This window comes from Nocardioides mesophilus (genome assembly GCF_014395785.1).
GTDB lineage: Bacteria > Actinomycetota > Actinomycetes > Propionibacteriales > Nocardioidaceae > Nocardioides_B > Nocardioides_B mesophilus.
In genome coordinates this window covers 1,625,914-1,651,419 of record NZ_CP060713.1, presented here as the reverse complement: position 1 = coordinate 1,651,419, position 25,506 = coordinate 1,625,914, and the positions used below count along the sequence as shown (strand labels likewise).

The 25,506-nt window shown below is 72.6% G+C and carries 22 protein-coding genes, 1 tRNA gene and 1 pseudogene; 5 read left to right on the top strand and 19 right to left on the bottom strand.

Annotated features, from left to right (window positions below; translation table 11 throughout):
- Positions 1-77: 77 nt before the first annotated feature.
- From H9L09_RS07830 to H9L09_RS07820, 3 genes are all read right to left on the bottom strand, one after another.
- Positions 78-713, bottom strand: coding sequence for a DUF2461 domain-containing protein (locus tag H9L09_RS07830; RefSeq protein ID WP_187580080.1), 636 nt, complete (start codon positions 711-713; stop codon positions 78-80).
- Positions 714-742: 29 nt separating this feature from the next.
- A complete protein-coding gene (locus H9L09_RS07825; protein ID WP_187580079.1) occupies positions 743-1,321 on the bottom strand; it encodes a GNAT family N-acetyltransferase in 579 nt (192 codons plus the stop codon).
- A gap of 99 nt (positions 1,322-1,420) precedes the next feature.
- Positions 1,421-1,496, bottom strand: a tRNA-Gly gene (locus H9L09_RS07820).
- Positions 1,497-1,572: 76 nt separating this feature from the next.
- On the opposite strand from H9L09_RS07820, the gene dcd reads away from it, so the two are divergent.
- Positions 1,573-2,148: a dCTP deaminase gene (gene dcd / locus H9L09_RS07815; RefSeq protein WP_187580078.1), complete on the top strand. Its 576-nt coding sequence runs from the start codon at positions 1,573-1,575 to the stop codon at positions 2,146-2,148.
- Between the two features lie 128 nt (positions 2,149-2,276).
- On the opposite strand, the gene H9L09_RS07810 is transcribed toward dcd, so the two are convergent.
- The 14 genes and pseudogenes from H9L09_RS07810 to H9L09_RS22770 form a co-directional block, all read right to left on the bottom strand.
- A complete protein-coding gene (locus tag H9L09_RS07810) occupies positions 2,277-2,756 on the bottom strand; it encodes an SLOG cluster 4 domain-containing protein (RefSeq protein ID WP_187580077.1) in 480 nt (159 codons plus the stop codon).
- On the bottom strand, positions 2,753-3,571 hold the full coding sequence (locus tag H9L09_RS07805) for an SGNH/GDSL hydrolase family protein (RefSeq protein WP_187580076.1): 819 nt from the start codon (positions 3,569-3,571) through the stop codon (positions 2,753-2,755). The genes H9L09_RS07810 and H9L09_RS07805 overlap by 4 nt, the downstream gene beginning before the upstream one ends.
- A gap of 113 nt (positions 3,572-3,684) precedes the next feature.
- The gene (locus tag H9L09_RS07800) at positions 3,685-3,840 is read right to left on the bottom strand and encodes a hypothetical protein (protein ID WP_187580075.1); all 156 of its coding nucleotides are present in this window, start codon (positions 3,838-3,840) and stop codon (positions 3,685-3,687) included.
- Positions 3,841-3,933: 93 nt separating this feature from the next.
- Positions 3,934-4,686 (bottom strand): DUF4097 family beta strand repeat-containing protein, encoded by a 753-nt coding sequence (locus H9L09_RS07795; RefSeq protein WP_187580074.1) that lies wholly within the window; start codon positions 4,684-4,686, stop codon positions 3,934-3,936.
- Positions 4,687-4,845: 159 nt separating this feature from the next.
- Complete coding sequence (locus H9L09_RS07790) at positions 4,846-5,421, bottom strand: toxin-antitoxin system HicB family antitoxin (RefSeq protein WP_187580073.1); 576 nt, start codon at positions 5,419-5,421, stop codon at positions 4,846-4,848.
- A gap of 80 nt (positions 5,422-5,501) precedes the next feature.
- A complete protein-coding gene (locus H9L09_RS07785) occupies positions 5,502-7,574 on the bottom strand; it encodes a dipeptide ABC transporter ATP-binding protein (RefSeq protein ID WP_187580072.1) in 2,073 nt (690 codons plus the stop codon).
- Positions 7,575-7,579: 5 nt separating this feature from the next.
- Positions 7,580-8,518, bottom strand: coding sequence for an ABC transporter permease (locus H9L09_RS07780; RefSeq protein ID WP_187580071.1), 939 nt, complete (start codon positions 8,516-8,518; stop codon positions 7,580-7,582).
- Positions 8,515-9,462 carry an ABC transporter permease gene (locus tag H9L09_RS07775; protein ID WP_223164251.1) on the bottom strand — a complete coding sequence of 316 codons (948 nt, stop codon included), beginning with the start codon at positions 9,460-9,462 and terminating at the stop codon, positions 8,515-8,517. Before H9L09_RS07775 ends, H9L09_RS07780 begins: the two co-directional genes overlap by 4 nt.
- The gene (locus tag H9L09_RS07770) at positions 9,459-11,174 is read right to left on the bottom strand and encodes an ABC transporter substrate-binding protein (protein WP_187580070.1); all 1,716 of its coding nucleotides are present in this window, start codon (positions 11,172-11,174) and stop codon (positions 9,459-9,461) included. The genes H9L09_RS07775 and H9L09_RS07770 overlap by 4 nt, the downstream gene beginning before the upstream one ends.
- Positions 11,175-11,551: 377 nt before the next feature.
- Complete coding sequence (locus tag H9L09_RS07765; protein WP_187580069.1) at positions 11,552-12,820, bottom strand: alpha/beta hydrolase family protein; 1,269 nt, start codon at positions 12,818-12,820, stop codon at positions 11,552-11,554.
- A gap of 10 nt (positions 12,821-12,830) precedes the next feature.
- Positions 12,831-15,284 carry a heterodisulfide reductase-related iron-sulfur binding cluster gene (locus H9L09_RS07760; protein WP_187580068.1) on the bottom strand — a complete coding sequence of 818 codons (2,454 nt, stop codon included), beginning with the start codon at positions 15,282-15,284 and terminating at the stop codon, positions 12,831-12,833.
- Positions 15,285-15,403: 119 nt separating this feature from the next.
- Entirely contained in the window at positions 15,404-16,273 is an 870-nt protein-coding gene (gene ppk2 / locus H9L09_RS07755; protein WP_246456349.1) for a polyphosphate kinase 2, read from the bottom strand.
- 107 nt (positions 16,274-16,380) lie between these two features.
- On the bottom strand, positions 16,381-17,205 hold the full coding sequence (locus H9L09_RS07750; RefSeq protein ID WP_187580067.1) for an IclR family transcriptional regulator: 825 nt from the start codon (positions 17,203-17,205) through the stop codon (positions 16,381-16,383).
- 580 nt (positions 17,206-17,785) lie between these two features.
- A pseudogene (locus H9L09_RS22770) lies at positions 17,786-17,977 on the bottom strand (GNAT family N-acetyltransferase); the annotation flags it as partial.
- Between the two features lie 262 nt (positions 17,978-18,239).
- Between H9L09_RS22770 and hutH the strand changes: the two are divergent.
- Together hutH and hutU are read left to right on the top strand one after the other, a co-directional pair.
- On the top strand, positions 18,240-19,766 hold the full coding sequence (gene hutH / locus H9L09_RS07740; protein ID WP_425491717.1) for a histidine ammonia-lyase: 1,527 nt from the start codon (positions 18,240-18,242) through the stop codon (positions 19,764-19,766).
- The gene (hutU, locus tag H9L09_RS07735) at positions 19,763-21,421 is read left to right on the top strand and encodes a urocanate hydratase (protein WP_187580065.1); all 1,659 of its coding nucleotides are present in this window, start codon (positions 19,763-19,765) and stop codon (positions 21,419-21,421) included. The genes hutH and hutU overlap by 4 nt, the downstream gene beginning before the upstream one ends.
- A 66-nt stretch (positions 21,422-21,487) precedes the next feature.
- On the opposite strand, the gene H9L09_RS07730 is transcribed toward hutU, so the two are convergent.
- Both H9L09_RS07730 and H9L09_RS07725 read right to left on the bottom strand, forming a co-directional pair.
- Positions 21,488-22,105, bottom strand: coding sequence for a DnaJ family domain-containing protein (locus tag H9L09_RS07730; RefSeq protein WP_246456348.1), 618 nt, complete (start codon positions 22,103-22,105; stop codon positions 21,488-21,490).
- A gap of 146 nt (positions 22,106-22,251) precedes the next feature.
- Positions 22,252-22,860 carry a nitroreductase family protein gene (locus tag H9L09_RS07725; protein ID WP_187580064.1) on the bottom strand — a complete coding sequence of 203 codons (609 nt, stop codon included), beginning with the start codon at positions 22,858-22,860 and terminating at the stop codon, positions 22,252-22,254.
- A 10-nt stretch (positions 22,861-22,870) separates the two neighbouring features.
- On the opposite strand from H9L09_RS07725, the gene H9L09_RS07720 reads away from it, so the two are divergent.
- Together H9L09_RS07720 and H9L09_RS07715 are read left to right on the top strand one after the other, a co-directional pair.
- A complete protein-coding gene (locus H9L09_RS07720; RefSeq protein WP_343065206.1) occupies positions 22,871-24,136 on the top strand; it encodes an allantoate amidohydrolase in 1,266 nt (421 codons plus the stop codon).
- The gene (locus H9L09_RS07715) at positions 24,129-25,505 is read left to right on the top strand and encodes a formimidoylglutamate deiminase (protein ID WP_187580063.1); all 1,377 of its coding nucleotides are present in this window, start codon (positions 24,129-24,131) and stop codon (positions 25,503-25,505) included. The genes H9L09_RS07720 and H9L09_RS07715 overlap by 8 nt, the downstream gene beginning before the upstream one ends.
- Position 25,506: the final 1 nt, after the last annotated feature.

The following is a 25,506-nucleotide window of genomic DNA, read 5'->3' as shown; positions in this document are numbered from 1 at the left end:
CCGTTCCTCCTGGTGGCGAGGCCGACGCTACGCCGGGGCGGCGCAGGGCGGGTGAGGCGAAGGTCCCCCGGGGCCTCTCAGATCATGGCGTGCCGGGTCACCCACTCGACCAGCGGGCGGGCCGCGCGCCAGTCCGCGCGCACCTTGTCCGCGAGCGCCGGGGTGTGGATCACCGGCTCGAAGCCGTAGGACCTGCCGACGCTGAGCGAGCGGTGCCGCAGCAGCTCGATGCGCGGGTGGTCCACGTCGTAGCCGCGCGGGCTGGTCTTGAGCCGGTCGCCGCCGACCTCCCAGCCGGCGGCGGTGAGCGCGGCCAGGAGCTTCTCCAGCTCGGAGCCGGTCCGCTCGTCGTCGATGGCGCTGCGGATCGCGGCCAGCCGCTCCCGGCCGGCGTCGTAGAAGCCGGCCCCGACCCGGACGCCGGGCGCGCTCACCTGGACGTACCAGCCGCAGGCCGGGCTGGCGGCGACGTAGGCGCCCTGGTGGGTCTTGTACGGCGTCTTGTCCTTCGCGAACCGGACGTCGCGGAACGGCCGGAACACCTTGGCGGGCCCGAACTCCTCGGCAAGCTCAGCCACCAGCGCGTCCATGGGGGCCCGCACGGCCTCGTCGTACTGCTGCTTGTGCGCGGCCCAGAACGACCGGGTGTTGTCCATCTCCAGGTCGTCGTAGAAGTCGAGCGCGGCGGCGGGGAAGCCCTGGAAGCCGGTCATCCCCGCAGCCTATCGGCGCTCCCGTGGCCTCAGTCGGCGTGCTCCACGGCCCCCGCGGCCGGCACTGCGCCGGCAGGCTCCACCTCGGTGGCCGGAGGCAGCTCGACGGTGACCGAGAGCACCGCGCCCTCGTCGACCGGCGTGACCGTCGTGGGGCCCAGCCGTCGCAGCATCGCCAGCGACGCCGGGTTGTCCGCGGCCACCCGGGTCAGCAGCCGGGTCACCCCGCGGGGGCGCTCGAGCAGCAGCTCCTCGAGCAGCGCGGTGGCCACGCCGCGGCCCCGGAACTCCTCGGCGACCGTGACCGCGACGTCCGCGGTGGTCGGGTCGTCGTCGTAGCGGATCATCCGGGCGACCCCGGCCGGCAGGCCCACGTCGGGCTCGTCGAAGACGAACCGCACCAGCGCGACGTGGTCGACGCCGTCGACGTCGTCGACGAGGTTCTGCAGCATCGCCTCGGTCAGGTGCGGCACCGCGGCCAGGAACCGGTGGAACCGGGACTCCGGGTCCAGGTTCTCGTAGCCGGCCGCGATCCGGTCGCGGTCGCCGGGCAGCAGCGCCCAGGTGAGCGCGGGAGTGCCGTCCCGCAGGCGGGTCTCGGTGGCCACGGTGGCCACGGTAACGACTGGCTGGTAGCCCCGCAGCCGATCAGCCGGGCCTTCGCCGGCGGGTCCGCGGGGCCGGGAGGGGAGACCGGGCCGGGGGAGTGGAGCGGATGACGAGACTCGAACTCGCGACATCGACCTTGGGAAGGTCGCGCTCTACCAACTGAGCTACATCCGCACGACGGCCCTCGCGGGTCCGCCGGTTGCAGATAGTACCCGACCCACGACGGCTGGTCGTCCGTTAGGTTCTCCCTGTGCTGCTCTCCGACCGCGACATCCAGGCCGAGCTCGAGGCGGGCCGTGTCGGCCTCGACCCCTACGAGCCGGTGATGATCCAGCCCTCGAGCGTCGACGTCCGCCTCGACCGGTTCTTCCGGGTCTTCGAGAACCACAAGTACCCCCATATCGACCCTGCCGCCGACCAGCCGGACCTGACCCGGATGGTCGAGCCCGAGGGTGAGGATCCGTTCATCCTGCACCCGGGCGAGTTCGTCCTCGGTTCGACGTACGAGGTGGTCTCGCTGCCCGACGACGTGGCCGCGCGACTGGAGGGGAAGTCCTCGCTCGGCCGGCTCGGCCTGCTCACGCACTCCACGGCCGGCTTCATCGACCCCGGCTTCTCCGGGCACGTGACCCTCGAGCTCTCCAACGTCGCGACGCTGCCGATCAAGCTGTGGCCGGGGATGAAGATCGGCCAGCTGTGCTTCTTCCGGCTGTCCTCCCCCTCGGAGCACCCGTACGGCTCGGAGAAGTACGGCTCGCGCTACCAGGGCCAGCGCGGCCCGACGCCGTCCCGCTCGCACCTGAACTTCCACCGCACCGAAATCTGACCCCGGCCGCCCGCCGATTACCACGGTATGTCGGAAGTTTGATGCTTCCCACGGGTTACGGCCCATGGGAAGCGTCAAACTCCCGTGGGAAGCGGTACGGCGCCGCGACCCGCCGCGACCGGCCGGGGTCAGCGGGGCAGCAGCGCGCGGAGCCGCTCGAGCGCCTGCGGTACGTCGTCGTAGGCGCTGACCTCGGGGCCGGGCAGGCCCCAGGGACCGACCGCGACGACGGGGACGCCGGTGCGGGCCGCCAGCGCGACCTCGGAGAGCGTGCCCCAGCTCGTGCCGGTGGCCGGGAGCAGCGCGAGCACCGCGTCGACGCTGCGCACCAGCAGCGCGTTGCGCAGCTCGCCGAGCCCGGTCGCGACCGCCACCGTGTGGCCCGGCGAGGCCGCCGAGCGGTCCGACCCCGGCAGCAGCGCGACCGCCGTGCCGCCGACCTCCGCCACGCCGGCGGCCGCCGCGGCCATCACCCCGCCGAGCCCTCCCGTCAGCACCACGCAGCCGTGCTCGGCCAGCAGCCGGCCGGCCAGCCGGGCCCGGTCGAGCAGCTCCGCGTCGTCGGTCTGCCCGGGCCCGACGACCGCGACGTACGGTGGCGTGCTCACCGGTCGGCCGGCGCCCGGTCCGCGAGGTGGTCGACGAGGTCCGACGGCCGCCCGACCGGCTCGAGGGTCGGCCGGCGCGCGGTCAGGCCGTCGCCCGACGACGTACCGGTCAGCCGGCGCCGCACCCACGGGGCCGCGTGCGCCCTGGCCCAGGCCAGGTCGGCGTTGCGGCGCTGGCGACGGTCCATCTCCGGCAGCGCCGCCAGGACGGGCCGCTGCAACCGGTGCGGCACGCCGAGGGTGTCGAGCACCGCGACCGCCATCCGCTGGTGTCCGGCCGCGGACATGTGCAGCCGGTCGACGTCCCACAGCCGCGGGTCGCGGTACTCCCGCAGCCGCCAGTAGTCCACGACCGTGGCGCCGTGGTCGTCGGCGACCTCGCGGACCAGCTCGTTGTAGGTCGCGACCCGGCCGCGCAGGTGCCGGAACACCGGCGCGAAGCCGAGGTCGAAGCCGGTGAAGACCAGCACGCGGGCGTCGGTCGCCGCCAGCCGTCCGATCCCCTCGTCGTAGCGGGCGACCATTGCGTCGATGTCGACCTTGGGCCGCAGGATGTCGTTGCCGCCGGCGTAGACGGTGACGAGGTCGGGGGCGAGCGCCACCGCCGGCCCGATCTGCTCGGCGAGGATCGCGTCCATCTTGCGGCCGCGGATGGCGAGGTTGGCGTAGCGGAAGTCGTCGACCTGGGTGCTCAGCACCTCGGCGACGCGGTCGGCCCAGCCGCGGACCCCGTTCGGCCGGTCCGCGTCGTGGTCGCCGACCCCTTCGGTGAAGGAGTCTCCGAGCGCGACGAATCGATGGAAGGTGCCAGACATGGCTCCATTGTCCGTCGGCGGCCGCCCGGACGTGCGTCGGGCCCGCTGCCGGTGGTGGTGCGGCAGCGGGCCCGGGCCGGGGTTCCGCCATGGCGGGGACGGGAGGTGGGTGGTCAGCCGTCGATCCGGTCGGCGAGGTGGTGCAGCCGGTCGGCGAGGGCGTGCCGCCCGCGCGGGCGGCGCATCTGGGAGACGGTGCGGCGGGAGGCGACCCGCTCGCGGATCTGCTGCTCGGCGAGGCGGTCGTAGTAGCCGGAGAACTCGGACATGGTGGTGGTTCCTCTCGGGAAGTCGTTGGTGGGGAGATGCTGGGGGCTGCTGGGGGCTGCTGGGGGCTGCTGGGGGCTGCGGGAGCTGCGGGGTCAGACCTGCTCGAGCGAGACGTTGCCGCTGACCGTCTTGGCCCGCAGCTCGATGTAGTCCTGGCCTTCCTCGGGCCGACCCGCGCCCTGCAGCGTGGAGTGCACCCGGCCGGTGAGCGAGCTGACGTCGGTCCAGACCGGGACGCCGCCGGGGACGCCGATCAGGATGTCGCCGGAGACGGCGTTGGCGCGCAGCTCGCCGCGGTGGATCCGATCGACCTGGACGTCTCCGGAGGCGGTGCTGAGTGCGATGTCCTGGTGCGCCTCGCCGACCTGGAGGTCCGCGGAGCCGGACTTGAGCTGCACCGCGCCGTGCGCCGCGCCGACCCGGATGTCCCCGGAGCCGGTGGAGAGCGACCCGGAGCCGCCGATCTCGTCGACCCGGACCTCGCCGGAGCCGCTCTTGAGCCGCAGGTCGCCGCTCACCCGGCCGAGCGTGACGTCGCCCGAGCCGGTCTCGACGAGGGCCTCGCCGGCGATCTGCTCGATCTCGACGTCTCCGGAGCCGGCGCGTACGGCGCTCTCGCCGACCCTGCCGAGGACGGTGACGTCCGCCGAGCCGACCTTGGTCTGCAGCCGGCTGTCGTGCGGCATCGAGACGTGCACGTCGAGCTCCTCGCCGCGGCCGAAGAAGCCGCTGCGGCGCGGCGGTGCGGTGATGCTGATCAGGTCGCCGTCCTGGCGGACCTCGACCTCCTCGGCGCCCTGCCCGTTGACGTCCACCACGGTCTGGGCGACGTCGTCGGTGTGCACGGTGAGGGCGCCCGAGCCGAGCTCGACGGCCAGGGTGATGGGCCCGGGGTGGTGAAGGTGTGCTCCATGACGGTGCTCCGATCTCGAGCAGGGTGTGCTCGTCCGCCCGGCCGGCGGTGCCGGTCGGATCTGGGGGTGAGGTGGGGTTCGGGTGCTGGGTCAGACCCAGCCGGTCATCCGCTTCGCGCTGCGGCCGCGGCCGGTGGGGAAGCCGGGGCCGTCGAAGAACGGCAGGCTGGAGAGGTCCAGGTCGACCTCGACCGCCGCCCGCTCCCGGGTGGCGGCGCGCACCGCGTTGACGATCCAGCTGTTGAGCGAGTGCCCGCCCTTGGCGGCGAGCTCCTCGGCCTTGTACTTCAACGACTCCGGGATCCGCAGCGTGATCCGGGCCAGGGCGCCGTCCTCGGCGTCCTCCTCGAGGTCCTCGGGCGCCGGCGGCGCCGGTGGGGCGGGAGGGGTCGGACCCTCGCCGTGCAGGGCCTGCAGCGGCATGGTGGGTACGTCGACGACGAGCTGCGGCTCGCGGCCCCGCAGCCGGAGCTCCACGGACCCGGCCGGCAGCTCGCTGGTGATCTCGGCGGCGGCCTGGGACAGCGCGTCCATCAGGGCCAGCCGCACGGCGGGGTCGAGCGCCAGCGTCAGCCGCTCGGCGGCGGCCCTGATCTCGGGGCCGCCCGCCTCGGCGGCCGCGGTGAGGTCCTGGCGGAGGCTCTCGACGAAGGGGGTGATGTCCATGTGCACCACAATGACACCACGATGACGTCATGTCAACACCAAGTGACGTCATCTATACCGGGATCTGACGCAGCCTGATGTCAGACGGCCGTCGGCGCTGCGGGCTCCAGCGGGAAGTGGCACGCGACCCGGTGGCCGCCGGGTCGCAGCGGGGCCAGCGGTGGCTCCTCCTGGGCGCAGATCTCCTGGGCGAGCGGGCACCGGGTCCGGAACCGGCAGCCGGACGGCGGAGCGGCGGCGCTGGGCAGCTCGCCGCCGAGCGGGGCCTTCTCCTTGACCCGTTCCCGTTCGGGGTCGGCGACCGGGATCGTCTCGATGAGACCGTGGGTGTAGGGGTGCAGCGGATGGTGGTACACCTCGGCCGCCGGCCCCTCCTCGACCAGCTTGCCCAGGTACATCACGCCGATCCGGTCCGCGAGGTAGCGGATCACCGACAGGTCGTGGGAGATCACCACGTAGGTCAGGTCCAGCCGGTTCTGCAGCTCGCGCATCGTGTTCAGCACCTGTGCCTGGATCGAGACGTCGAGCGCGGAGACCGGCTCGTCGGCCACCACCAGCCGCGGGTGCAGGGCCAGCGCGCGGGCCAGCCCGATCCGCTGCCGTTGGCCGCCGGAGAACTCGTGCGGGTAGCGGTCGACGGCCGACTCGGGCAGTCCGACCAGGTCGAGGAGCTCGGAGACCTGGCGGCGTTGCTCGGCGCGGTCGCCGAGTCGGTGGATCTGCAGCGGCTCCCGCAGGATCGGCCCCACCCGCATCCGCGGGTCCAGGGACGAGTACGGGTCCTGGAACATGAACTGCACCTCGCGGCGCATCACCCGCCGCTCGCGCCGGGGGAGCGCGGTCAGGTCCTTCCCGTCCACCCGGACCGTGCCAGAGGTGGGGTCGTCGAGCCCCACGACCAGGCGTCCGGTGGTGGTCTTGCCGCACCCGGACTCACCCACCAGGCCGAGCGTCTCGCCCGTGCGAACCTCGAAGCTCACGTCCGCGACCGCCGAGACGGTGCCCTGCTTGCGGCCGAACAGCGAGTGTCCGAGCGGAAAGTCCTTGACCAGGTGCTCCACCGAGAGCAGGACCGAGCGCTCCCGGGGTGCCACCTCCGGCTCGGGCAGCCGCTCGTGCACCTCGAGCCGGTGACCGGCGGACGCTTGGTGGAAGCACGCGACCTCGCGGCCGTCCGGCTGGAGGATCAGGGCGGGGTCCTCGCTGCGGCAGTCGTCCTCGGCGAAGCGGCACCGCGGCGCGAACCGGCAGGCGGGCGGCGGCTGGGTGAGGTCCGGCGGCAGCCCGGGGATGGCATAGAGCGGCTGCCGGCTCTCCGCCGCACGCTCCGGCAGCGCGCTGAAGAGCGCCTCGGTGTAGCGGTGCCGCGGCTCGCGGAAGAGCAGATCGGACGGGGCCGACTCGACCACGCGGCCGGCGTACATCACCGCCACCCGGTCCGCCCGCCCGGCGATGACGCCGAGGTCGTGGGTCACCAGGATCACCGCCATGCCGAGCTCGGCCTTCAGCCGGTCGATCAGCTCGAGGATCTGTGCCTGGATGGTGACGTCGAGGGCGGTCGTCGGCTCGTCGGCGATCAGCAGCTTGGGGTCGCAGGCGAGCGCGATCGCGATCATCACCCGCTGGCGCATCCCGCCGGAGAACTGGTGCGGGTAGTCGTCGACCCGGTCCCGCGCACGCGCGATCCCGACGAGGTCGAGCACCTCCACGGCGCGGGCCCGGGCGGCCGCCGCGCCGATCCGCCGGTGCAGCACCACGGACTCCGCGATCTGCTTGCCCACAGGGACGGTCGGGTTCAGCGAGGTCAGCGGGTCCTGGAAGATCATCGCGACGTCGTCGCCGCGCACGTGCTTCATCTCGGTCTCGTCGAGGCCGACCAGGTCCACCCCGTCGAGCACCACCTCCCCGTCGACGACGTCCCCGCCGGGCGGCAGCAGCTGCATGATCGACAGCGCGAGCATCGTCTTGCCGCACCCGGACTCGCCGACGACGCCGAGGGTCTCGCCCTGGCGCACCGTGAGGTCGACGCCGTCGACGGCGTGGACGGTGGAGCGCTTCAGCCGGATGTCGGTGCGCAGGCCGCGGATCTGCAGCAGCGGCGGCGGTACGGCGGCCGCGAGGCCGCCTGGGTGCGGGGTCGGTCCGGTCTCCATGGGGCTCACCTGCTCTGCAGCCGGACCTCGAGGGCGTCGCGCAGCGCGTCGCCCATGAAGTTGAACGCGATGGCCACCATCACGATGGCGATGCCCGGCGGGTAGAGCAGCCACCAGTAACCGCTGTTGATGTAGTTGATCGCCTGCGAGAGCATCCCGCCCCAGTCAGTCTGCGGGGGCTGGATGCCGAGGCCGAGGTAGCCCAGGAACGACAGGATCAGGATCGCGTCGGCAACGGTGAAGGTCGCGAACACCACCACCGTGCCGATCGCGTTGGGGGCGATGTGCCGCAGGATCGCCCGACGGTTGCTGCCGCCCATCATCCGCACCGCCTGGACGTACTCGCGCACGCGCAGCGACAGTGCCTCCCCGCGGATCAGCCGGGCGGCCGGCAGCCATGAGAAGGCCGCGATCAGCAGGATCATGGCGGTCTTGTCGGGGGTGAAGATCGTCGAGAGCACCAGCAGGATGAACAGCGCCGGGATCGCGAGCATCCCGTCCACCAGGCGCATCATCGTCGCGTCGACGACGCCGCCGACGTAGCCGGAGATCGCCCCGAAGGCGGTTCCCACGATGGTCGCGAGCAGGGCCGCTGCGATGCCGACCTCGAGGGACGCCTGGCCGCCGTACATCAGCCGACCGAGCTGGTCGTAGCCGTTGGGATCGGTGCCGAGCAGGTGCTCGCTGCTCGGCGGCTCGTTGGAGATCGCCAGGTTCGAGGTGGTCTGGTCGGTGTGGTAGACCAGCGGGCCCAGGTAGCAGAACAGCAGGAACGCCACCACGATGCCGAGACCGACCAGGGCCAGCCGGTTCTCGGAGAACACCTCCGCGGCGCGGCGCAGGGCGCTCCGCTGCTCGCCGTGGACCTCGCCGCCGACCGGGGTCCCGCCCGGCGGTGCGGCGGTGACGACGGGCTCGGAGCCCGGGGTGGGCGCGGCGGTCATGAGTACCTCACTCGGGGGTCCAGCACCGCGTAGCCGATGTCGGCCAGCAGGTTGCCCAGCACCGTGGCGATCCCGGTGATCAGCGTGATGCCGAGCAGCGTCGGGTAGTCGTTGATGAGGGCCTGCTGGTAGAAGAGCAGCCCCATGCCCGGGTAGTTGAACACCTGCTCGGTGACCAGCGACCCGGCCAGCAGGATCGGCAGCGACAGGCCCAGGATCGTCACCATCGGGATCAGCGAATTGCGCAGCACGTGCCGGTAGATCACCCGGCGCTGGCCGGCTCCCTTGGAGTAGGCGGTCCGGACGTAGTCCTGGACCAGGTTGTCCAGGACGGCGGAGCGCATGTAGCGGGTGAACAGCGAGACCTGGAGCAGCACGAGCGAGGCGACCGGGAGGACCAGGGCCTTGGGATCGGCGAGGATCCCGGCCACCGTCTCCGCCTGTGGCGCCTGCGCCGGGAACCAGCCCAGGTTGAGCGAGAACCACAGCACCATCAGCAGGCTGAGGAAGAAGATCGGCGTGGAGTAGAAGACGAACCCCAGGAAGGTGGCCGAGTAGTCGAACAGGCTGTTGCGGCGGACGGCCTGGGTCAGCCCGATCGGCACGGCCAGCGCCACCGAGAACACCAGCGCGAGCAGGTTGAGCACGATCGTCTTCGGCAGCTTCGCCGCGATCAGCGACGACACGCTCTGGTTGAGCTTGTAGCTGTAGCCGAGGTCCCCGTGGATCAGATGGTTGAGCCAGATCAGGTACTGCTGGAAGACCGGCTTGTCCAACCCGTTCTGCTGGTTGAAGTGCTCGAGCTGGGCCGGGGTGGCGCGCGGCCCGAGGATGGCTCGGGCCGCGCCGCCGGGGAGCATCTGCAGCAGGACGAACACGATCAGCGACACCAGCAGCATCACGATGACCGCCTGGACCGTCCGCCGCAGCAGGAACGCGGTCACTGCGTGCGGTACCAGTACTCGGGGGTCAGCGTCAGGAGCGGGTTGAAGATCACCCCGCCGACCGTCGTCGAGACCGCCTTGATGTTGTAGCTGTTGGACTGGAAGATCACCGGCAGCTGCTCCATCGTGTAGTTCTCGTAGTCGTAGAGCGGTCCGGTGCCGTTGAGCTTCTGCGAGGCGGTGATCAGCTGGTCCATCTTCGGGTCGCTGTAGCTGCCCGAGTTCGAGCCGGCTCCGGTCGCGAACAGCGACTCACCGGTCGGCAGGAAGTCGGGGGCGTAGATCCAGCCACCACCCCAGTTGGTCACCTGCCAGGCGCAGGCCGGCTCGGTGGGCTTGCACGTCACGGACTCGCCGAGCACTGAGTTGAACGGCATCTGCTTCATGTTCAGCTCGATGCCGGCCTTGGCGGCGTCGGACTTGTACTGCTGCATCTGCTGGTTGAACGGCTGCGACCCGGAGGCGTAGTCGTACTTGACCGACAGCTTGGTCCCGGACTTGACACCCGCGCCGCACTGGTCGGCTGCCGTGCCAGGCTTGGTGCAGGTCATCACGCCGCCCTGGTCGGTCCAGCCGTGGCTGGTGAGCAGGCTCTTCGCCTTGTTCGCGTCGAAGGGGTAGGGGTTTCCTGCCTGCGCCTCGGGGCTCAGCCACTGGTTGTCGGGCTTGACCGGCACAGGCGAGTAGTTCTCATAGCCGTAGCCCAACAGTGCCTTGTCGATCCCCACCGGCTGGTTCAGCGTCATCTGCAGGGCCTGCCGCACGTAGAGCTGCTTGAACGCCGGACCGAGAGTCGGGTTGTTGAAGTTGATCGGGAAGTAGTTCACCGACCAGGTGAACTCGGGAGCGAGGTAGTAGTTCGCGCCGAGCGGGTTGGTGCCCGGGACGTCGGAGTCCGCCGGCTTCTGCGGCAGGTCCTGCGGTGGGACGGTGCCGATGTCGATGGTGCTCCCGGACTTCAGCACGTTGTACTCCGCGGAGTCGCTGGTGAAGGGAAGGAACTTGACCTCGTCGAGCTTCGGCTTCGGGGAACCGGAGTAGTCCTTGTTCGGCACGAACGTGAAGTTGCCGGACGAGCTGTAGCTGCCGAGCTTCCACGGACCGTTCACGACGCTCCAGATCTTGCTGCTGGCGTAGCTCTGCTGGTCCTTGGACTGGGAGACCAGGAAGTCGTAGACCGCCTTGCACTTCGCCATGTCGGTGGTGCAGCCACCGCTCCCGGCCTTGGCCGAGGTGCTGGTCACGTCCCAGGCCATCGGCATCGGCGTCACCTGCGACAGCTCGTTGTAGGTGAACCAGTTGCTGGAGTACTTCGAGTCGAGGTCGAACTTGACCGTCTGATCGTCGATCTTGCTCACCTTGGTGACGTTGTCGGGGAACTCACCCGGCACGTAGGCCGCCCAGTTGGCCTTCTCCGCCTTGATCATGTTCATCCAGAAGATGACGTTGTCGGCGTTGACGGCCTCGCCGTTGGACCACTTCCACGGCTTGATCTTCATCGTCACCGAGGTGCCGTCGGAGGAGAACGAGGGCTTCTCGGCGACCGACAGGCCTGCGTCGAGGGTGGGCTGGTCGTTGTGCCCGCCGAACCAGTACAGCGGCCGGTACATCGGCTGCTGCAGCCACGAGATGTTGTAGACGCTGAAGAACTCCAGGCTGGCCATCGGGAAGATCCAGTTCGGCGTCACCGCCGCCGGCAGAGCCACGCTCACCGACCCGCCCGCGATCGGCGTGCCGGTGGGGCTCGGTGGCGAGCTGTTGGTGCTGGAGCTGTTGTTGGAGCTGCCACCTGAGCACGCCGCCACCACCAGAAGGCATGCCGTGAGGAGGGCGAGGAGGCCGGCGTTCCGGCCTCGGGACGGGCGTCGCACCATGGGACATCCCTTCCGAGACAAGGGGGGCGCCCTGGTGGGCGGAAGGACCCCCGGATGATTGGCTGATGCCAGCATGAACCCGGCAGCCGGGAGCGACCCATAGCGTCATCGCGCCAGCCTGAGGGGGCCCGACCGCCTTACCTGGAAGCGTTTCAGTGGCAATGTCGCGTGGACCAGAAGCCGCGTAGGGGACTGCGCGGGCCATCTCTCCCGAATCAGGAGGGCGGGGTGGAGACCCGGTGGAGGAAGTCGTCGAGCGTGTCGGCGTAGCGCCCGGGGTCGGTGTTCCAGGAGCCGACGTGGGTGGCGCCGTCGACGATCTCCAGGGCGACGAGGTCCGGGTGCGCCTCGGCCAGCCGCCGGCTGGTCGACAGCGGCACCGTGCCGTCGTCGGTGCCGTGCCAGACCAGGGCCGGCACGGTCAGCCAGGAGCTGTCGTCGAGGTAGTCCACCGCCTTCCAGTCGACGCCGTAGCGCAGCGTCGCGGTGCGCTTCGCCGTCCACGTCAGCGGACCCGGGACGTTGCCGAGCACCGGCAGCGGCGTACGGGCGGCGCCGTAGTCGACCGTGGCCCCGAAGTCGAGCATCGGGGCGTCGAGGACAGCTCCGACGACCGGTGCGTCGGGGGTCCGCTCGAGGTACGACGCCACGATCGCGCCGCCCATGCTGGCGCCGACCAGGACCACGTCGGTGGCGCCGTGCGAGGTGGCGTAGTGAACCGCCGCCGCCAGCTCGCGCCACTCCGTGCGGCCGAACCGGTAGCGCCCGGTGCCGTCGCGTCGCAGCCCCTGGTCGTTGCGGTAGGTCACGTCCAGGGACGGCAGCCCGGCGGCGACGGTGGTGCGCATCATCCGGTACATCTCCGCGCGGGTGCCGCCCTTGCCGTGCACGAGCACCGCCCAGGTCCGACCGGCCCCGTCGGCCGCGTCCCTCTGCTCGGCCAGCCAGGCCGGGAAGGTGCCGCCAACGGAGGGGATCCGCACCTCCCGCACCTGCGGTGTGTCGGACTCGTCGGGAGTGTCGGCGCCGAGCGCGAGGCGCGGGTCGTCGGGGAAGGCGTCGCGGTCCAGCCGTGCCGCGCTGCCGGCGGCGGGCCGGTCGCCGTCCAGGACCGTGAGGTCGCGGACCACGGCGCCGCCCGGGCGCCGCTGGGCCGGGCCGGTGAGCTGGCCGTAGCCGTCCTGCCAGAGCAGCCCGTACGTCGACCCGGCGGTCAGCAGGTCCAGCGCCTCCCGGTCGCGGCTGGACAGCACCACCTGCCCGGAGCCGGCGGACACGACGCGCAGCTCGAACTCACCGTCGACGTGGCGCACCTGCAGGGCGTCAGCGTTGATCTGCCCGGCGAAGTACCACCCGCCGCCGCCGAGGAACACCGCGACCGCCAGCACGGCGAGCACCGTCAGCCAGACCAGCAGGCGGCGCAGCAGCCGCCGCGGGCGGGGGCCCGGGCGGCGCTGCCCGGTCACGGCGTCGGTCGCGGTCATCGGCGGCCGCTCAGAAGAGCCGGTCGTCCTCCGGCTCCCGCTTCCGCTCGGTGGTGGGCTCGGCCACGGGCTCGGGGTCCGCGGCCGGCTCTGGCTCGACGACGGGCTCGGGGTCCGCGACCGGCTCGGGTTCCGCCACGGGCTCAGGGTCCGCGGCCGGCTCCGGCTCGGCCACGGGCGCCACGTCCTCGTGCGCTTGGGCGGCTGCGCCCACCTGGGCGGTGTCGCTGACCGTCTCCGGGGTCTGCGTGACGTCGCCGGGCTCCGGCTCGGCCTGCACCGGCTCGCGCTTGACCGAGGCGAGCAGCAGCTGCGCCACGTCGAGCACCTCGACCTCCTCGCGCGCCGAGCCGTCGGCCTGCTTGGCGGTCAGCCCGTCGGAGAGCATCACCCGGCAGAACGGGCAGCCGACCGCGATCTGGTCGGCGCCGGTCTCCACGGCCTCGGTGGTGCGGTTGAGGTTGATCCGCTCGCCGACCTTCTCCTCCATCCACATCCGGGCGCCGCCGGCGCCGCAGCAGAAGGAGCGCTCGCTGTTGCGCGGCATCTCCTTGAGCTCGGCGTTCGGGATCACCTGGAGCAGCTCGCGCGGCGGCGAGTAGACCTGGTTGTGCCGGCCGAGGAAGCACGGGTCGTGGTAGGTCAGCGTCTTCTTCGGACCGGAGGACTCCGGCACCGGCGTGAGCCGGCCCTCGCGGACCAGCCGGTTCAGCAGCTGGGTGTGGTGCACGACCTCGAGCTCGACGCCGAACTGGGAGTACTCGTTCTTCAGCGTGTTGAAGCAGTGCGCGCAGGTGGAGACGACCTTCTTGACCTTCGTCTCCTTGAACACCTCGGCGTTCTGCATGGCCAGCTGCTGGAAGACGAACTCGTTGCCGGCCCGGCGGGCCGGGTCGCCCGTGCAGGTCTCCCCGTCACCGAGGACCGCGAAGTCGACGCCCGCCATGTCCAGCAGCTCGGCCACCGCGCGGGTGGTCTTCTTTGCCCGGTCCTCGTAGGCGCCGGCGCAGCCGACCCAGAAGAGCCAGTCGACCTCGTCGAGGTCCTCGACCTCGACCCCGACCTGCTTGACCTCGAAGTCGAGGTCCTTGGCCCAGTCCATGCGCGCGTTCGGCGACATGTTCCACGGGTTGCCCTTGTTCTCCAGGCCCTTGAAGAGGCCGTTGAGCTCGGAGGGGAAGTTCGACTCGATGAGCACCTGGTAGCGGCGCATGTCGATGATGTGGTCGACGTGCTCGATGTCGACCGGGCACTGCTGGACGCAGGCGCCGCAGTTGGTGCAGTCCCACAGCACCTCGGGGTCGATGACGGCGCCGCCGCTGGGCTGCCAGGCGTAGCCCTCGGTCGCGCCGACCAGCTCTCGCTGCGCCTCGGCCTTGACGCTGTCGGGGAGGTTCTCGCGGTCCGCCTCGTCGGCCAGCAGGTACGGCGCCTTGGCGTAGGCGTGGTCGCGCAGGTTGGTGATCAGCAGCTTGGGGGAGAGCGGCTTCTCGGTGTTCCAGGCCGGGCACTGCGACTGGCAGCGGCCGCACTCGGTGCAGGTGGTGAAGTCGAGGATGCCCTTCCAGGCGAAGTCCTCGATCTTGCCGACGCCCATCGGGGCGTCCTCGTCGAGGTCCTCGATGTTCTCGAAGTCGATCGGCTTGCCGTCCACCATCATCGGCGCCAGCCCGCCGAGGGCGGTGCCGCCGTCGGCCTTGCGCTTGAACCAGATGTTGAAGAACGCCGCGAACCGGTGCCAGGCCACGCCCATGTTCGGGTTCAGCCCGAGGACGATCATCCAGGTCATGGAGATGACGATCTTGAGCATCGCCACCAGCCAGATCAGGTTGGCCAGGGTGGACGCCGTGAGACCGGTGAAGAGCTCCCCGGCCCAGAAGGTGAGCGGGAAGTGGAACGCGGTGGCCTGCTGCCCGTCGCCGCTGACGTGCTGCAGGGCGTACTCGAAGAAGCGCAGCATCAGGATGCAGATGCCGACGGTGAGGATGACCCACTCGACGAAGTAGCCCTGCCACATGGTCGAGCCGTAGAGCCGGCCCTTCTCGCCGCGCACCCGCTCCTTGGGCCGCGTGGCGCGGTAGACCATGAACGGCAGGATCGCGACGATCATCGCCCAGGCGAAGAACTCGGTGACCCACTCGAACAGGAAGAAGTGGCCGATGATCGGCAGGATGAAGTGCTCGTCGAACAGCTGGCCGTAGGCGTTGACCAGCGTCGCGAACAGCAGCCCGAAGCCGATGAACACGAACCAGTGCGCGGCCCCGACCTTGGTCCACTGGAGCATCCGGGTGTGCCCCAGGGTCTCCTTGAGCATCGTGACGGTCCGGGCGCCGGGCCGGTCGGTGCGGTGCGGGGCCGGTTGGCCGAGCCTGACGACCGCGAGGATCTGCTGGATCGCCTTGATGAACAGGGCGAGTCCCACGGCGGTGAACGCCAGGGACACCACGATGGCGAAGATCTGCATCAATGCTCCTCAGCAGCACGGGGCGAGCGGCAAGCAACGGTCGGAGCCTAGGGCCGACGTCGCGCCGCGTCATCGGGCGGGCGGTGTGAGGAGAATCCTACCAATCGGTAACTTGAGCCCTAGAACACCTGCGGCACGAAGGTCTGCTCGTGCATCGGCGACCGCACGTAGGGCAGCTCCCGCATCTGCGGCAGCTCCACCACGTCGGGGGCGACGTCCTCGTAGTCGAAGAGCGAGAGCAGGTGGCTCATGCAGTTGAGCCGGGCGGCCCGCTTGTCGTCGGAGGGCACGACGTACCACGGTGCCTGCTTGATGTCGGTGAACTCGAAGGTGGTGTCCTTGGCCATCGAGTACTTCACGTAGAGCTCGTGCTCGGCGAGGTCCATCGCGGAGAGCTTCCAGCGCTTGAGCGGGACGGCGTTGCGGGCCTCGAAGCGGCGGCGCTGCTCCTCGAAGCTCACCGAGAACCAGTACTTCACCACCACGATGCCCGAGCGGACCAGCATGCGCTCGAACTCGGGGCAGCTGCGCAGGAACTCCTCGTGCTCGGCCTCGGTGCAGAAGTCCATCACCCACTCGACGTTCGAGCGGTTGTACCAGCTGCGGTCGAACAGGACCATCTCCCCGGCTGCCGGCAGGTGCTCGGCGTACCGCTGGAAGTACCACTGGGTCCGCTCCCGCTCGGTGGGCTTGGGCAGCGCGGCGACGCGCACGATCCGGGGGCTGGTGCGCTCGGTCAGCGTCTTGATCGCGCCGCCCTTGCCCGCGGAGCCGCGGCCCTCGAAGATGACCAGCACCTTCAGGCCCTGGGACTGCACCCAGTACTGCAGCAGCGCGAGCTGCTCCTGGAGCCGGGCCACCTCGGTCTCGTAGACGGTGGCCTTCAGCTTGCCGGCCTTGGTGTAGTTCTCCGGTCGGGCTCGTCGCGACGCCGGAGCCGTGTCGTCGGCCCCGGTCGGCAGCTTGGGCGTCTTGGCTCGTTTGGCCACCTGCTCGCTCCCTCCGGCGGTACGCCGCCGCGGCGGACCACCCGGGTGCATCGTGTGCCCTGCCGGCCGCCCCGGCAACCGTTCCGGGGAGATTGACCCTCCGGGTCTCACCTCCGGGGGGTCGGACGGGCGGACCCGGTCGGGGAGCCCCCGCCCAGACGGGTGGTGAGCAGGTGGGCGGTCCGGCGGGTGTGCCCGGCGATCAGCTCGACCTCGGCCGGGTCGGGGGCGGGGTCCGAGGGCGCCGAGGGACCCGAGGGACCCGAGGGATAGGTGACCGCCACCCCGGCCGTGGGATGGCCGTTGTGGTCCAGCACCGCGGCCGCGACCGAGGCGAACCCGGGCGTGATCTCGCCGTCCTCGGCGGCGTGACCGCGCTGCCGGGTCTCGACCAGCAGCGCCCGCAGCGCGCTCGGCGAGGCCGGCCCGACGCCGTGCCGCAGCACGAAGGCATCCTTGTCGGGGTAGAGCGCCCGCAGCTGGTTCGCCGGCAGCGCCGCCAGGATCGCCCGGCCGCTCGCGGTGAGGTGGGCCGGCAGCCGGACCCCGACGTCGGTGACCAGCGGCGGCCGGCCGGGTGCCCGCTCCTCGAGCACGTAGAGCACGTCGCGCCCGTGCAGCAGCGCCAGGTGCGCGCTGTGGCCGGTGGCGTCGACCAGGGCGGCCAGCGGGCGGCGGGCCAGCCGCTGCAGCGGCTCCTGCCGCGCGTAGCCGCTGCCGACCTCGAAGGCGGCCACCCCGAGGCCGTAGCGGTGCTCGTCGGCCAGGTGGGTGACGAAGCCCTCGGCGACCATCGCGTCCACGAGGTGGTACGCCGTCGACCGGGGCAGGCCGACCGCGCGGGCGAGCCGGTCCAGCGGCACCGGCTCCGGCTGGGCGGCGAGGTAGCGCAGCACCCGCAGGGTCCGGGTCGCGGCCGGGACCTGGCTCATGGCGCGGTGGGGGCGCGGGGCGCCGGACGGTCCAGGTCGAGGCGGTCGGCCGGTAGCCCAGGCGGTCGTTGACGGCGAGCATCGCCCGGTTCTCCTGGTCGTTGCCGGTCGAGCAGCGGGTCACGCCGGCCGACGCCAGGGCGCGCAGCGTGTGTGCCTTGACGAGCGTGGCCAGGCCGTGGCCGCGGTGGTCGGGCAGGCAGCCGGTCATCGTGCTCCAGGCCCGGTCGCCGGCGACGTCGACCTGGCTGTAGGCGACGACGGTCGTCCCGGAGAGCACGGCGTGGCCGAGGCCGGCGCGGCACAGCGGGCCGTGCCAGTCCGCGGCGAGGAACTCCTCGAAGGGGACCCGCCGGGTGAGGCCGGAGGGGTCGTCGTCGGCGGTGGCGTCGAGGCAGGCCCACACCGCCCGGGCGCCGGCCTGCTCGAGGGTGGCGACCCGCAGCCCTGCCGGGGTGGCTGCCGGAGGCGCTGCGGTGCGCGGGTCGAGCGAGGAGATCCGGTGCTCGCGCTCGGGCCTGAAGCCCCAGTGCGCCGCGACGGCCAGCGAGCGCGGGTCGCCGTCCACGAGACCGGTGCACTCCTCGTCGCCGACCACCGGGAGCAGCCGGTCCAGGAGCAGCCGGCCGACGCCGCGCCCCTGGTGGTCGGGGTGGACCTGCACCAGCACGCCGGGTGCGCTGTCCGGGTGGCGGCGGACGCGCCCGATCCCGAGCACCTCGCCCTCCTCGACGACGACGTAGCGCGCCCGGGTGGAGGTGTCGTGCGCCATGTCGTGGAGGACCGACGCCTCGGTGCCGAGCAGGTAGGGGCTGGCCGCCACGCGCACCGCCGCCCAGCCCTCGGCCGCCCCGGCCGTCGCGAATCGCAGCTGCATGAACCGAGCCTAGGTCACGTCTCGGATCCGAGACAGGATCGCGCGCGGAGTCGTGGTCGCGGGGCGCCCGATGGAGTGGAATGGCGACATGGTCTCGACACGCTCAACCACGCGGGGGACAGGCGACGCCCGGCCGGGCCAGGGGAGCGCGAGCCCGGTGACGGTCGGCGTCGGTCCCCTCGACTTCACCGACGTGGTCGCGGTCGCCCGGGGCGGCGCGACGGTCGAGCTCGGGGCGGACGCGGTCGCGGCGATCCAGGCGGCCCGGACGACGGTCGAGGAGCTCGCCGCCGCGCCCACGCCGGCGTACGGCATCTCCACCGGCTTCGGCGCGCTGGCCACCCGGCACATCCCCACCGACCGGCGGGCCCAGCTGCAGCGCTCGCTGGTGCGCTCGCACGCCGCCGGCAGCGGCCCCGAGGTGGAGCGGGAGGTGGTCCGCGCGCTGATGCTGCTCCGGCTCTCCACGCTGGCGACCGGCCACACCGGCGTACGCCTGCAAACCGCGCAGACCCTGGCCGGCATGCTCAGCCACGGCATCACCCCGGTGGTCCACGAGTACGGCTCGCTCGGCTGCTCCGGTGACCTCGCCCCGCTCGCGCACTGCGCGCTGGCGCTGATCGGCGAGGGCGACGTGACGGACCGCCACGGCGTACGGCGGCCCGCGGCGGTCGCGCTCAGCGAGGCCGGCCTCGCGCCGGTCGAGCTGGAGGCCAAGGAGGGCCTCGCGCTGATCAACGGCACCGACGGGATGCTCGGCATGCTGGTGCTGGCGATCGCCGACCTGCGGATGCTGCTCAAGGCGGCCGACGTCACCGCGGCGATGTCGGTCGAGGGCCAGCTCGGCACCGACCGGGTCTTCGCCGAGGACCTGCAGGCGCTGCGGCCGCACCCCGGCCAGGCCGCGTCGGCGCGGAACCTGCGCCGGATCCTGGCGGACTCCGCCATCGTCGCCAGCCACCGCGGGCCGGACTGCACCCGGGTCCAGGACGCCTACTCGCTGCGGTGCAGCCCGCAGGTGCACGGCGGCGCCCGCGACACCGTCGACCACGCCGCGCTGGTCGCCGGCCGCGAGCTCGCCAGCGCCATCGACAACCCGGTGGTCCTCGACGGCCGCGTCGAGTCGAACGGCAACTTCCACGGGGCGCCGGTCGCCTACGTGCTGGACTTCCTGGCGATCGTGGCCGCCGACGTGGCCTCGATCAGCGAGCGCCGCACCGACCGGTTCCTGGACAAGACCCGCAGCCACGGGCTGCCGCCGTTCCTGGCCGGCGACCCCGGCGTCGACTCCGGGCTGATGATCGCGCAGTACACCCAGGCCGCGATCGTCTCCGAGCTCAAGCGCCTCGCCGCCCCGGCCTCGGTCGACTCGATCCCGTCCTCGGCGATGCAGGAGGACCACGTGTCGATGGGCTGGTCGGCCGCCCGCAAGCTCCGCCGCTCCGTGGACGGGCTGACCCGGGTGATCGCGATCGAGTACCTCACCGCGGCCCGCGCGCTGGACCTGCGGGCGCCGCTGCAGCCCTCGTCCGCCTCCGCGGCGGCCCGGGACCTGCTGCGCCGCAACGTGGAAGGGCCCGGACCCGACCGGCACCTGGCCCCGGAGATCGAGCACGCCGTCCAGGACGTCGCGTCCGGGGCGCTGGTGCGCGCCGTCGAAGAAACGATCGGAGAGCTGTCATGACGTCTGCACCCCGGGTGGTCCGGGCACCGCGCGGTCCCGAGCTGAGCTGCCGCTCCTGGCAGACCGAGGCGCCGCTGCGGATGCTGATGAACAACCTCGACCCCGACAACGCCGAGGACCCCGACCACCTGGTGGTCTACGGCGGCACCGGCAAGGCCGCCCGCTCCTGGGAGGCCTTCGACGCGATCGTCCGCACGCTGCGGACCCTCGCCGACGACGAGACGCTGCTCGTCCAGTCCGGCAAGCCGGTCGGCGTGATGCGCACCCACGAGTGGGCGCCCCGGGTGCTGATCGCCAACTCCAACCTGGTCGGCGACTGGGCGAACTGGGAGGAGTTCCGGCGCCTGGAGCACCTCGGCCTGACGATGTACGGCCAGATGACCGCCGGCTCGTGGATCTACATCGGCACCCAGGGGATCCTGCAGGGCACCTTCGAGACCTTCGCCGCGATCGCCGACAAGAGGTACGCCGGCACCCTGGCCGGGACGATCACGCTGACCGCGGGCCTGGGCGGCATGGGGGGCGCGCAGCCGCTCGCGGTCACCATGAACGACGGCGTGGCGATCTGCATCGAGTGCGACGAGTCCCGGATCCGGCGCCGCCTCGAGCACGCCTACCTCGACGTCCGCGCCGGCTCCCTCGACGAGGCGCTCGCGCTGGCCGTCGAGGCCCGCGACGCGCGGCGGCCGCTGTCCATCGGGGTGCTCGGCAACGCCGCCGACCTGGTGCCGGCGCTGCTCGAGCGGGGTGCGCCGATCGACATCGTCACCGACCAGACCTCCGCCCACGACCCGCTCTACTACCTGCCTTCCGGGGTGGCCTTCGAGGACTGGGCGGAGCTGCGCGAGAAGGACCCGGCCGGCCTGACCGAGCGGGCCCGGGAGTCGATGGCGCGCCACGTCGAGGCGATGGTCGGCTTCCAGGACGCCGGCGCCGAGGTCTTCGACTACGGCAACTCGATCCGCGACGAGGCCCGCAAGGGCGGCTTCGCCCGGGCGTTCGACTTCCCCGGGTTCGTGCCGGCCTACATCCGCCCGCTGTTCTGCGAGGGCAAGGGCCCGTTCCGGTGGGCCGCGCTCTCCGGCGACCCGGCCGACATCGCCGCCACCGACAAGGCGATCCTCGAGCTGTTCCCCGAGAACCAGCGGCTGCGGAAGTGGATCACGATGGCCGGTGAGCGGGTGCACTTCCAGGGCCTGCCGGCGCGGATCTGCTGGCTGGGCTACGGCGAGCGGCACCGGGCCGGCCTGAGGTTCAACGAGATGGTGGCCTCCGGCGAGCTGAAGGGCCCGATCGCGATCGGTCGCGACCACCTCGACGCGGGCTCGGTCGCCTCGCCGTACCGCGAGACCGAGTCGATGCTCGACGGCTCCGACGCGATCGCCGACTGGCCGCTGCTGAACGCGCTGGTGAACACCGCCTCCGGCGCCACCTGGGTCTCGATCCACCACGGCGGCGGCGTCGGCATGGGCCGGTCGATCCACGCCGGGCAGGTGACCGTCGCCGACGGCACCGACCTCGCCGCGCAGAAGATCGAGCGGGTGCTCAGCAACGATCCGGGCATGGGCGTGATCCGGCACGTCGACGCCGGCTACGAGCGGGCCGCCGAGGTGGCCGCGGAGCGCGGCGTCCGGATCCCGATGCAGGAGAGTTGAGGCCCCGGGGTGCGGGGGATGCGGCGCGGGCGTCCGGTCCGGCCGGGGCCGCCGGTGCCTGCCGGGTCAGCGCCGGCGCCACCAGCGGCGACGGGGCTCGTCCCGGCCGGTTCCGTCCCCGGTGTCGGAGCGGGCGGCCGCCGCGGCGACCTCCGCGGCACGGCGCCGACGCTCCACCCGGCGCTCGCGCCACGCCACCGCCTCGGCCTCCGGGTCACGGGTCTGCGTGACGACCGGCGGCCCGCCGAGCAGCTGCCGCCGGGCCTCCACGACGCGCCTGTTGAAGTCCTCGACGGCGCGCCGTACCTCCTGCTCGGTGGCCAGCCGGTCCAGCGTCGCGTCCAGCTCCGCGTCCTCCTTGCGCAGCCCGAGGGCCGGGGGCAGCACGCCGGTGATCTTCTCCCGCTCGATGAGCCGCTTCACCCACCAGTCCGGGTCGTGCTGGTCGGGCAGCTGCAGCGGCTTGCCGGCGCCCGGGAGGTTGTCGAACTCGCCGCGGGCCATCGCGGCCCGCACCTGTCGGTCCACCCACAGGGTCTGCTGCTCGATCCGGTGCCGGGGGGCGTCGTCGTCGGGGTCGGCGTCGTCCCCGTCGTCGTGGGCGGCAGGGGGCGGCGTACCCATCGCCCGGGCCACCGCGGCCTCCCGCAGCCGCCGCTCCTCGTCGCGCTCCCGGTCGCGCATCGCCCTCACCCCGCCGTCGTCTCACCTGTCCCGCGAACACCAGGGTATGCAGGATGTTCGACGCTTCCCATGGGCCGCAACCCGTGGGAAGCGTCAGAACACCACGGGACCATGGTGTTCGGGGGCGGGCGCAGGCGGCGCCCGGGCTACCAGGAGCCGCGGTGCACGACCTCCTCGGCCGGCCGGCGGGCCCGCCGCTTCGGGGAGCCGGCCGCCCCGGGGTCGGTGACCCGGTGGCCGACGGTGACCGCACCGATCGGGGTGTACGCCGCCGGCACGCCGAACGTCTCGCGGAACGCGGCGATCCGGTCCGGCGGCACCCCGAAGAAGCAGGCGCCGAGCCCCTCGTCGACGGCGGTCTGCAGGATCAGCAGCGAGGCCATCCCGGTGTCGATGTCCCAGTAGGGCACCGGCCAACGCGCCTCGTCGCGGTCCGTCCAGCCCTTGTCGTCCTGCGCGTACCGGTCGAGGTAGACCTGCTTGCACGACAGCGGCACGATGATCACCGGCGCGGTCCGCATGCCGCGCAGCCACGAGTCCGGCTCCCCGGCGCCCGGTGCGGTGGTCGCCGCCCAGAAGCGCTCCACGTCGGCAGCGGTGTCCAGCACCAGGAAGGCCCAGCCCTGGCTGAACCCCGCGCTCGGTGCGCGTACGGCGTTGTCGAGCATCCTGTCCACGACGGCCGGATCGACCGGTCGGTCCGGGTCGTAGCTGCGGATCATCCGGCGACGACGCACCACCTCTTGGAACTCCATGGAGCGCATCTTGTCTGACTTCGAGGCCATGTGGCGTGAGCTGCTGCCGATCGGCCGGTCCGCGGCGACCGGCGGCTACTTCCGCACCCCGTGGACGGCCGCCGAGCGGGAGTGCGTCGCCTGGTTCCACGAGCAGGCGGCCGCCCGCGGCCTGCGCCTGCAGGGCGACCGGCTCGGCAACACGATCGCCTGGTGGGACGCGGCCCCGGCGGACCCGGGCAGCCCGGCGGCCGGGCCGGCCGGCAGCGGGGTGGTGACCGGATCGCACCTGGACTCGGTGCTCGACGGCGGCGCCTTCGACGGGCCGCTCGGGGTGGTCTCGGCGTTCGCCGCGCTGGACGCGCTCCGCGACCGGGGCGTCACCCCTGCCCGGCCGGTCGGCGTGGCGCTCTTCCTCGAGGAGGAGGGGTCGCGGTTCGGCCAGGCCTGCCTGGGCTCCCGGCTCGCCACCGGCGCGACCACCTGGGAGCAGGCGGCGGGGTTGCAGGACCGGGACGGGGTCTGGTTCCTCGACGCGCTGGAGCGCGCCGGCGCCCCGGCCGGCGCCCCGGCCGGCAGCGCGGCCGGCCCGGCGAACCTGCTCGACCGGGTCGGCTGCTTCGTCGAGCTGCACGTCGAGCAGGGCCGCGACCTCGTCGACCGGGACGCCGCGGTCGGGGTGGCCAGCGCGATCTGGCCGCACGGGCGCTACCGCTTCGACTTCGCGGGCGAGGCCAACCACGCCGGCACCACCCGGATGGAGGACCGCCGCGACCCGATGCTCACCTACGCGACGACCGCGCTGGCCGCGAACAAGCAGGCCCGGCTCTTCGGGCAGCGGGCGACGTTCGGCCGGGTCGACGTGCACCCCAACGGCACCAACGCCGTCCCCTCCCGCGTCACCGCCTGGCTCGACGCCCGGGCCGAGTCGGCGGACCGGCTCGACGCGCTGGTCGCCGAGGTCGGCCGGCTGGGCCAGGAGTGGGCCGGGCGCGACGGCACCACGCTGGAGGTCGCCGCGGAGTCGGTGTCGGGCGAGGTGCGCTTCGACGCCGGCCTGGCGCAGCGGCTGGCCGGGCCGCGGGACTGGCCGGTGATCGCGACGATGGCCGGCCACGACGCCGGGGTGCTGTCCGCGGCGGGCGTCCCGACCGCGATGCTGTTCGTCCGGAACCCGACCGGTGTCTCGCACAGCCCGGCCGAGCACGCCGAAGCCGCGGACTGTCTCGCCGGCGTGGCGGCGCTCGCCGACGTGCTCGAGCAGCTGGTGGCGCCGGAGGCGGCCGACGGTGCCTGAGACCTACTGGCTGGAGCGGGCCTGGCTGGGGGCCGCGGACCCGGGTCCCGCCGGCGCACACGTGACCGGCAGCGGCGGCAGTGGCGACACCGTGGACGGCGTCCTGGTCGCGGTCGAGGAGGGCCGGTTCGTCCGCGTCGAGACCGGCGTCGCGGCACCGCCCGGCGCGCACCGGCTGGCCGGGCTCACCGTCCCGGGCCTGGCCAACTGCCACAGCCACGCCTTCCACCGGGCGCTGCGGGGCCGGACCCAGCGTGAGCGCGGCACGTTCTGGAGCTGGCGCGAGCAGATGTACGCCCTCGCCGACCGGCTCGACCCGGACCGCTACTACGACCTCGCCCGGGCGACGTACCGCGAGATGCTCGCCGCCGGGTTCACCAGCGTGGGGGAGTTCCACTACCTGCACCACGGCCGCGGCGGCCGGCCGTACGACGAGCCGAACGCGATGGGCGTCGCGCTCGTCGAGGCCGCCCGCGACGTGGGGATCCGGATCGCGCTGCTGGACGCGTGCTACCTCGGCTCCGGCATCGGTACGCCGGCCGACGGCGTGCAGCAGCGTTTCTCCGACGGTGACGCGGAGGGCTGGGCGAGCCGGCTGGAGCGGCTGGAGCACGCCGGCGGCGAGGAGGTCGTCGTGGGCGCGGCGATCCACTCGGTCCGGGCCGTGCCGCGCGACCAGATCCACCTGGTGGCGGACTGGGCCGACGCGCACCGGGCCCCGCTGCACGCGCACCTCTCCGAGCAGGTGGCCGAGAACGTCGCCTGCCTGGCGGCCTACGGCGAGACCCCCACCGGGGTGCTGGAGGAGGCCGGGGCGCTGGGACCGCGCAGCACCGTGGTGCACGCCACCCACCTGACCGACGCCGACGTCGCGCTGCTCGGGGACAGCCGCAGCCATGTCTGCTTCTGCGCCACCACCGAGCGCGACCTCGCCGATGGCATCGGGCCGTCGCGGCTGCTGCACGAGGCCGGCGCCCTCCTGACGATCGGCAGCGACAGCCACGCCGTGGTGGACCCGTTCGAGGAGATGCGGGCCGTCGAGCTCGACGAGCGGCTCGCCTCCCAGGAACGCGGCCACTGGTCGGCGGCCGAGCTGCTCACCGCGGCCTCCGCGGCCGGGCACCGCTCGCTCGGCTTCCCCGACGCCGGCCGGATCGCGGTCGGCGCCCCGGCCGACCTGGTCACCCTCGACCTGCTCTCGCCGCGGACCGCGGGCACCGGTGGCTCCGCCGAGACCGCGGTGTTCGCCGCCGGCGCGGCCGACGTCGTGCACGTGGTCGCGCAGGGCAGGGTGGTCCTCGAGCCGGGGCAGCAGCGCGACGTCGGTGCCGCGCTGGACCGGGCCGTGCGCGCGGTGTGGGAGGACTGAG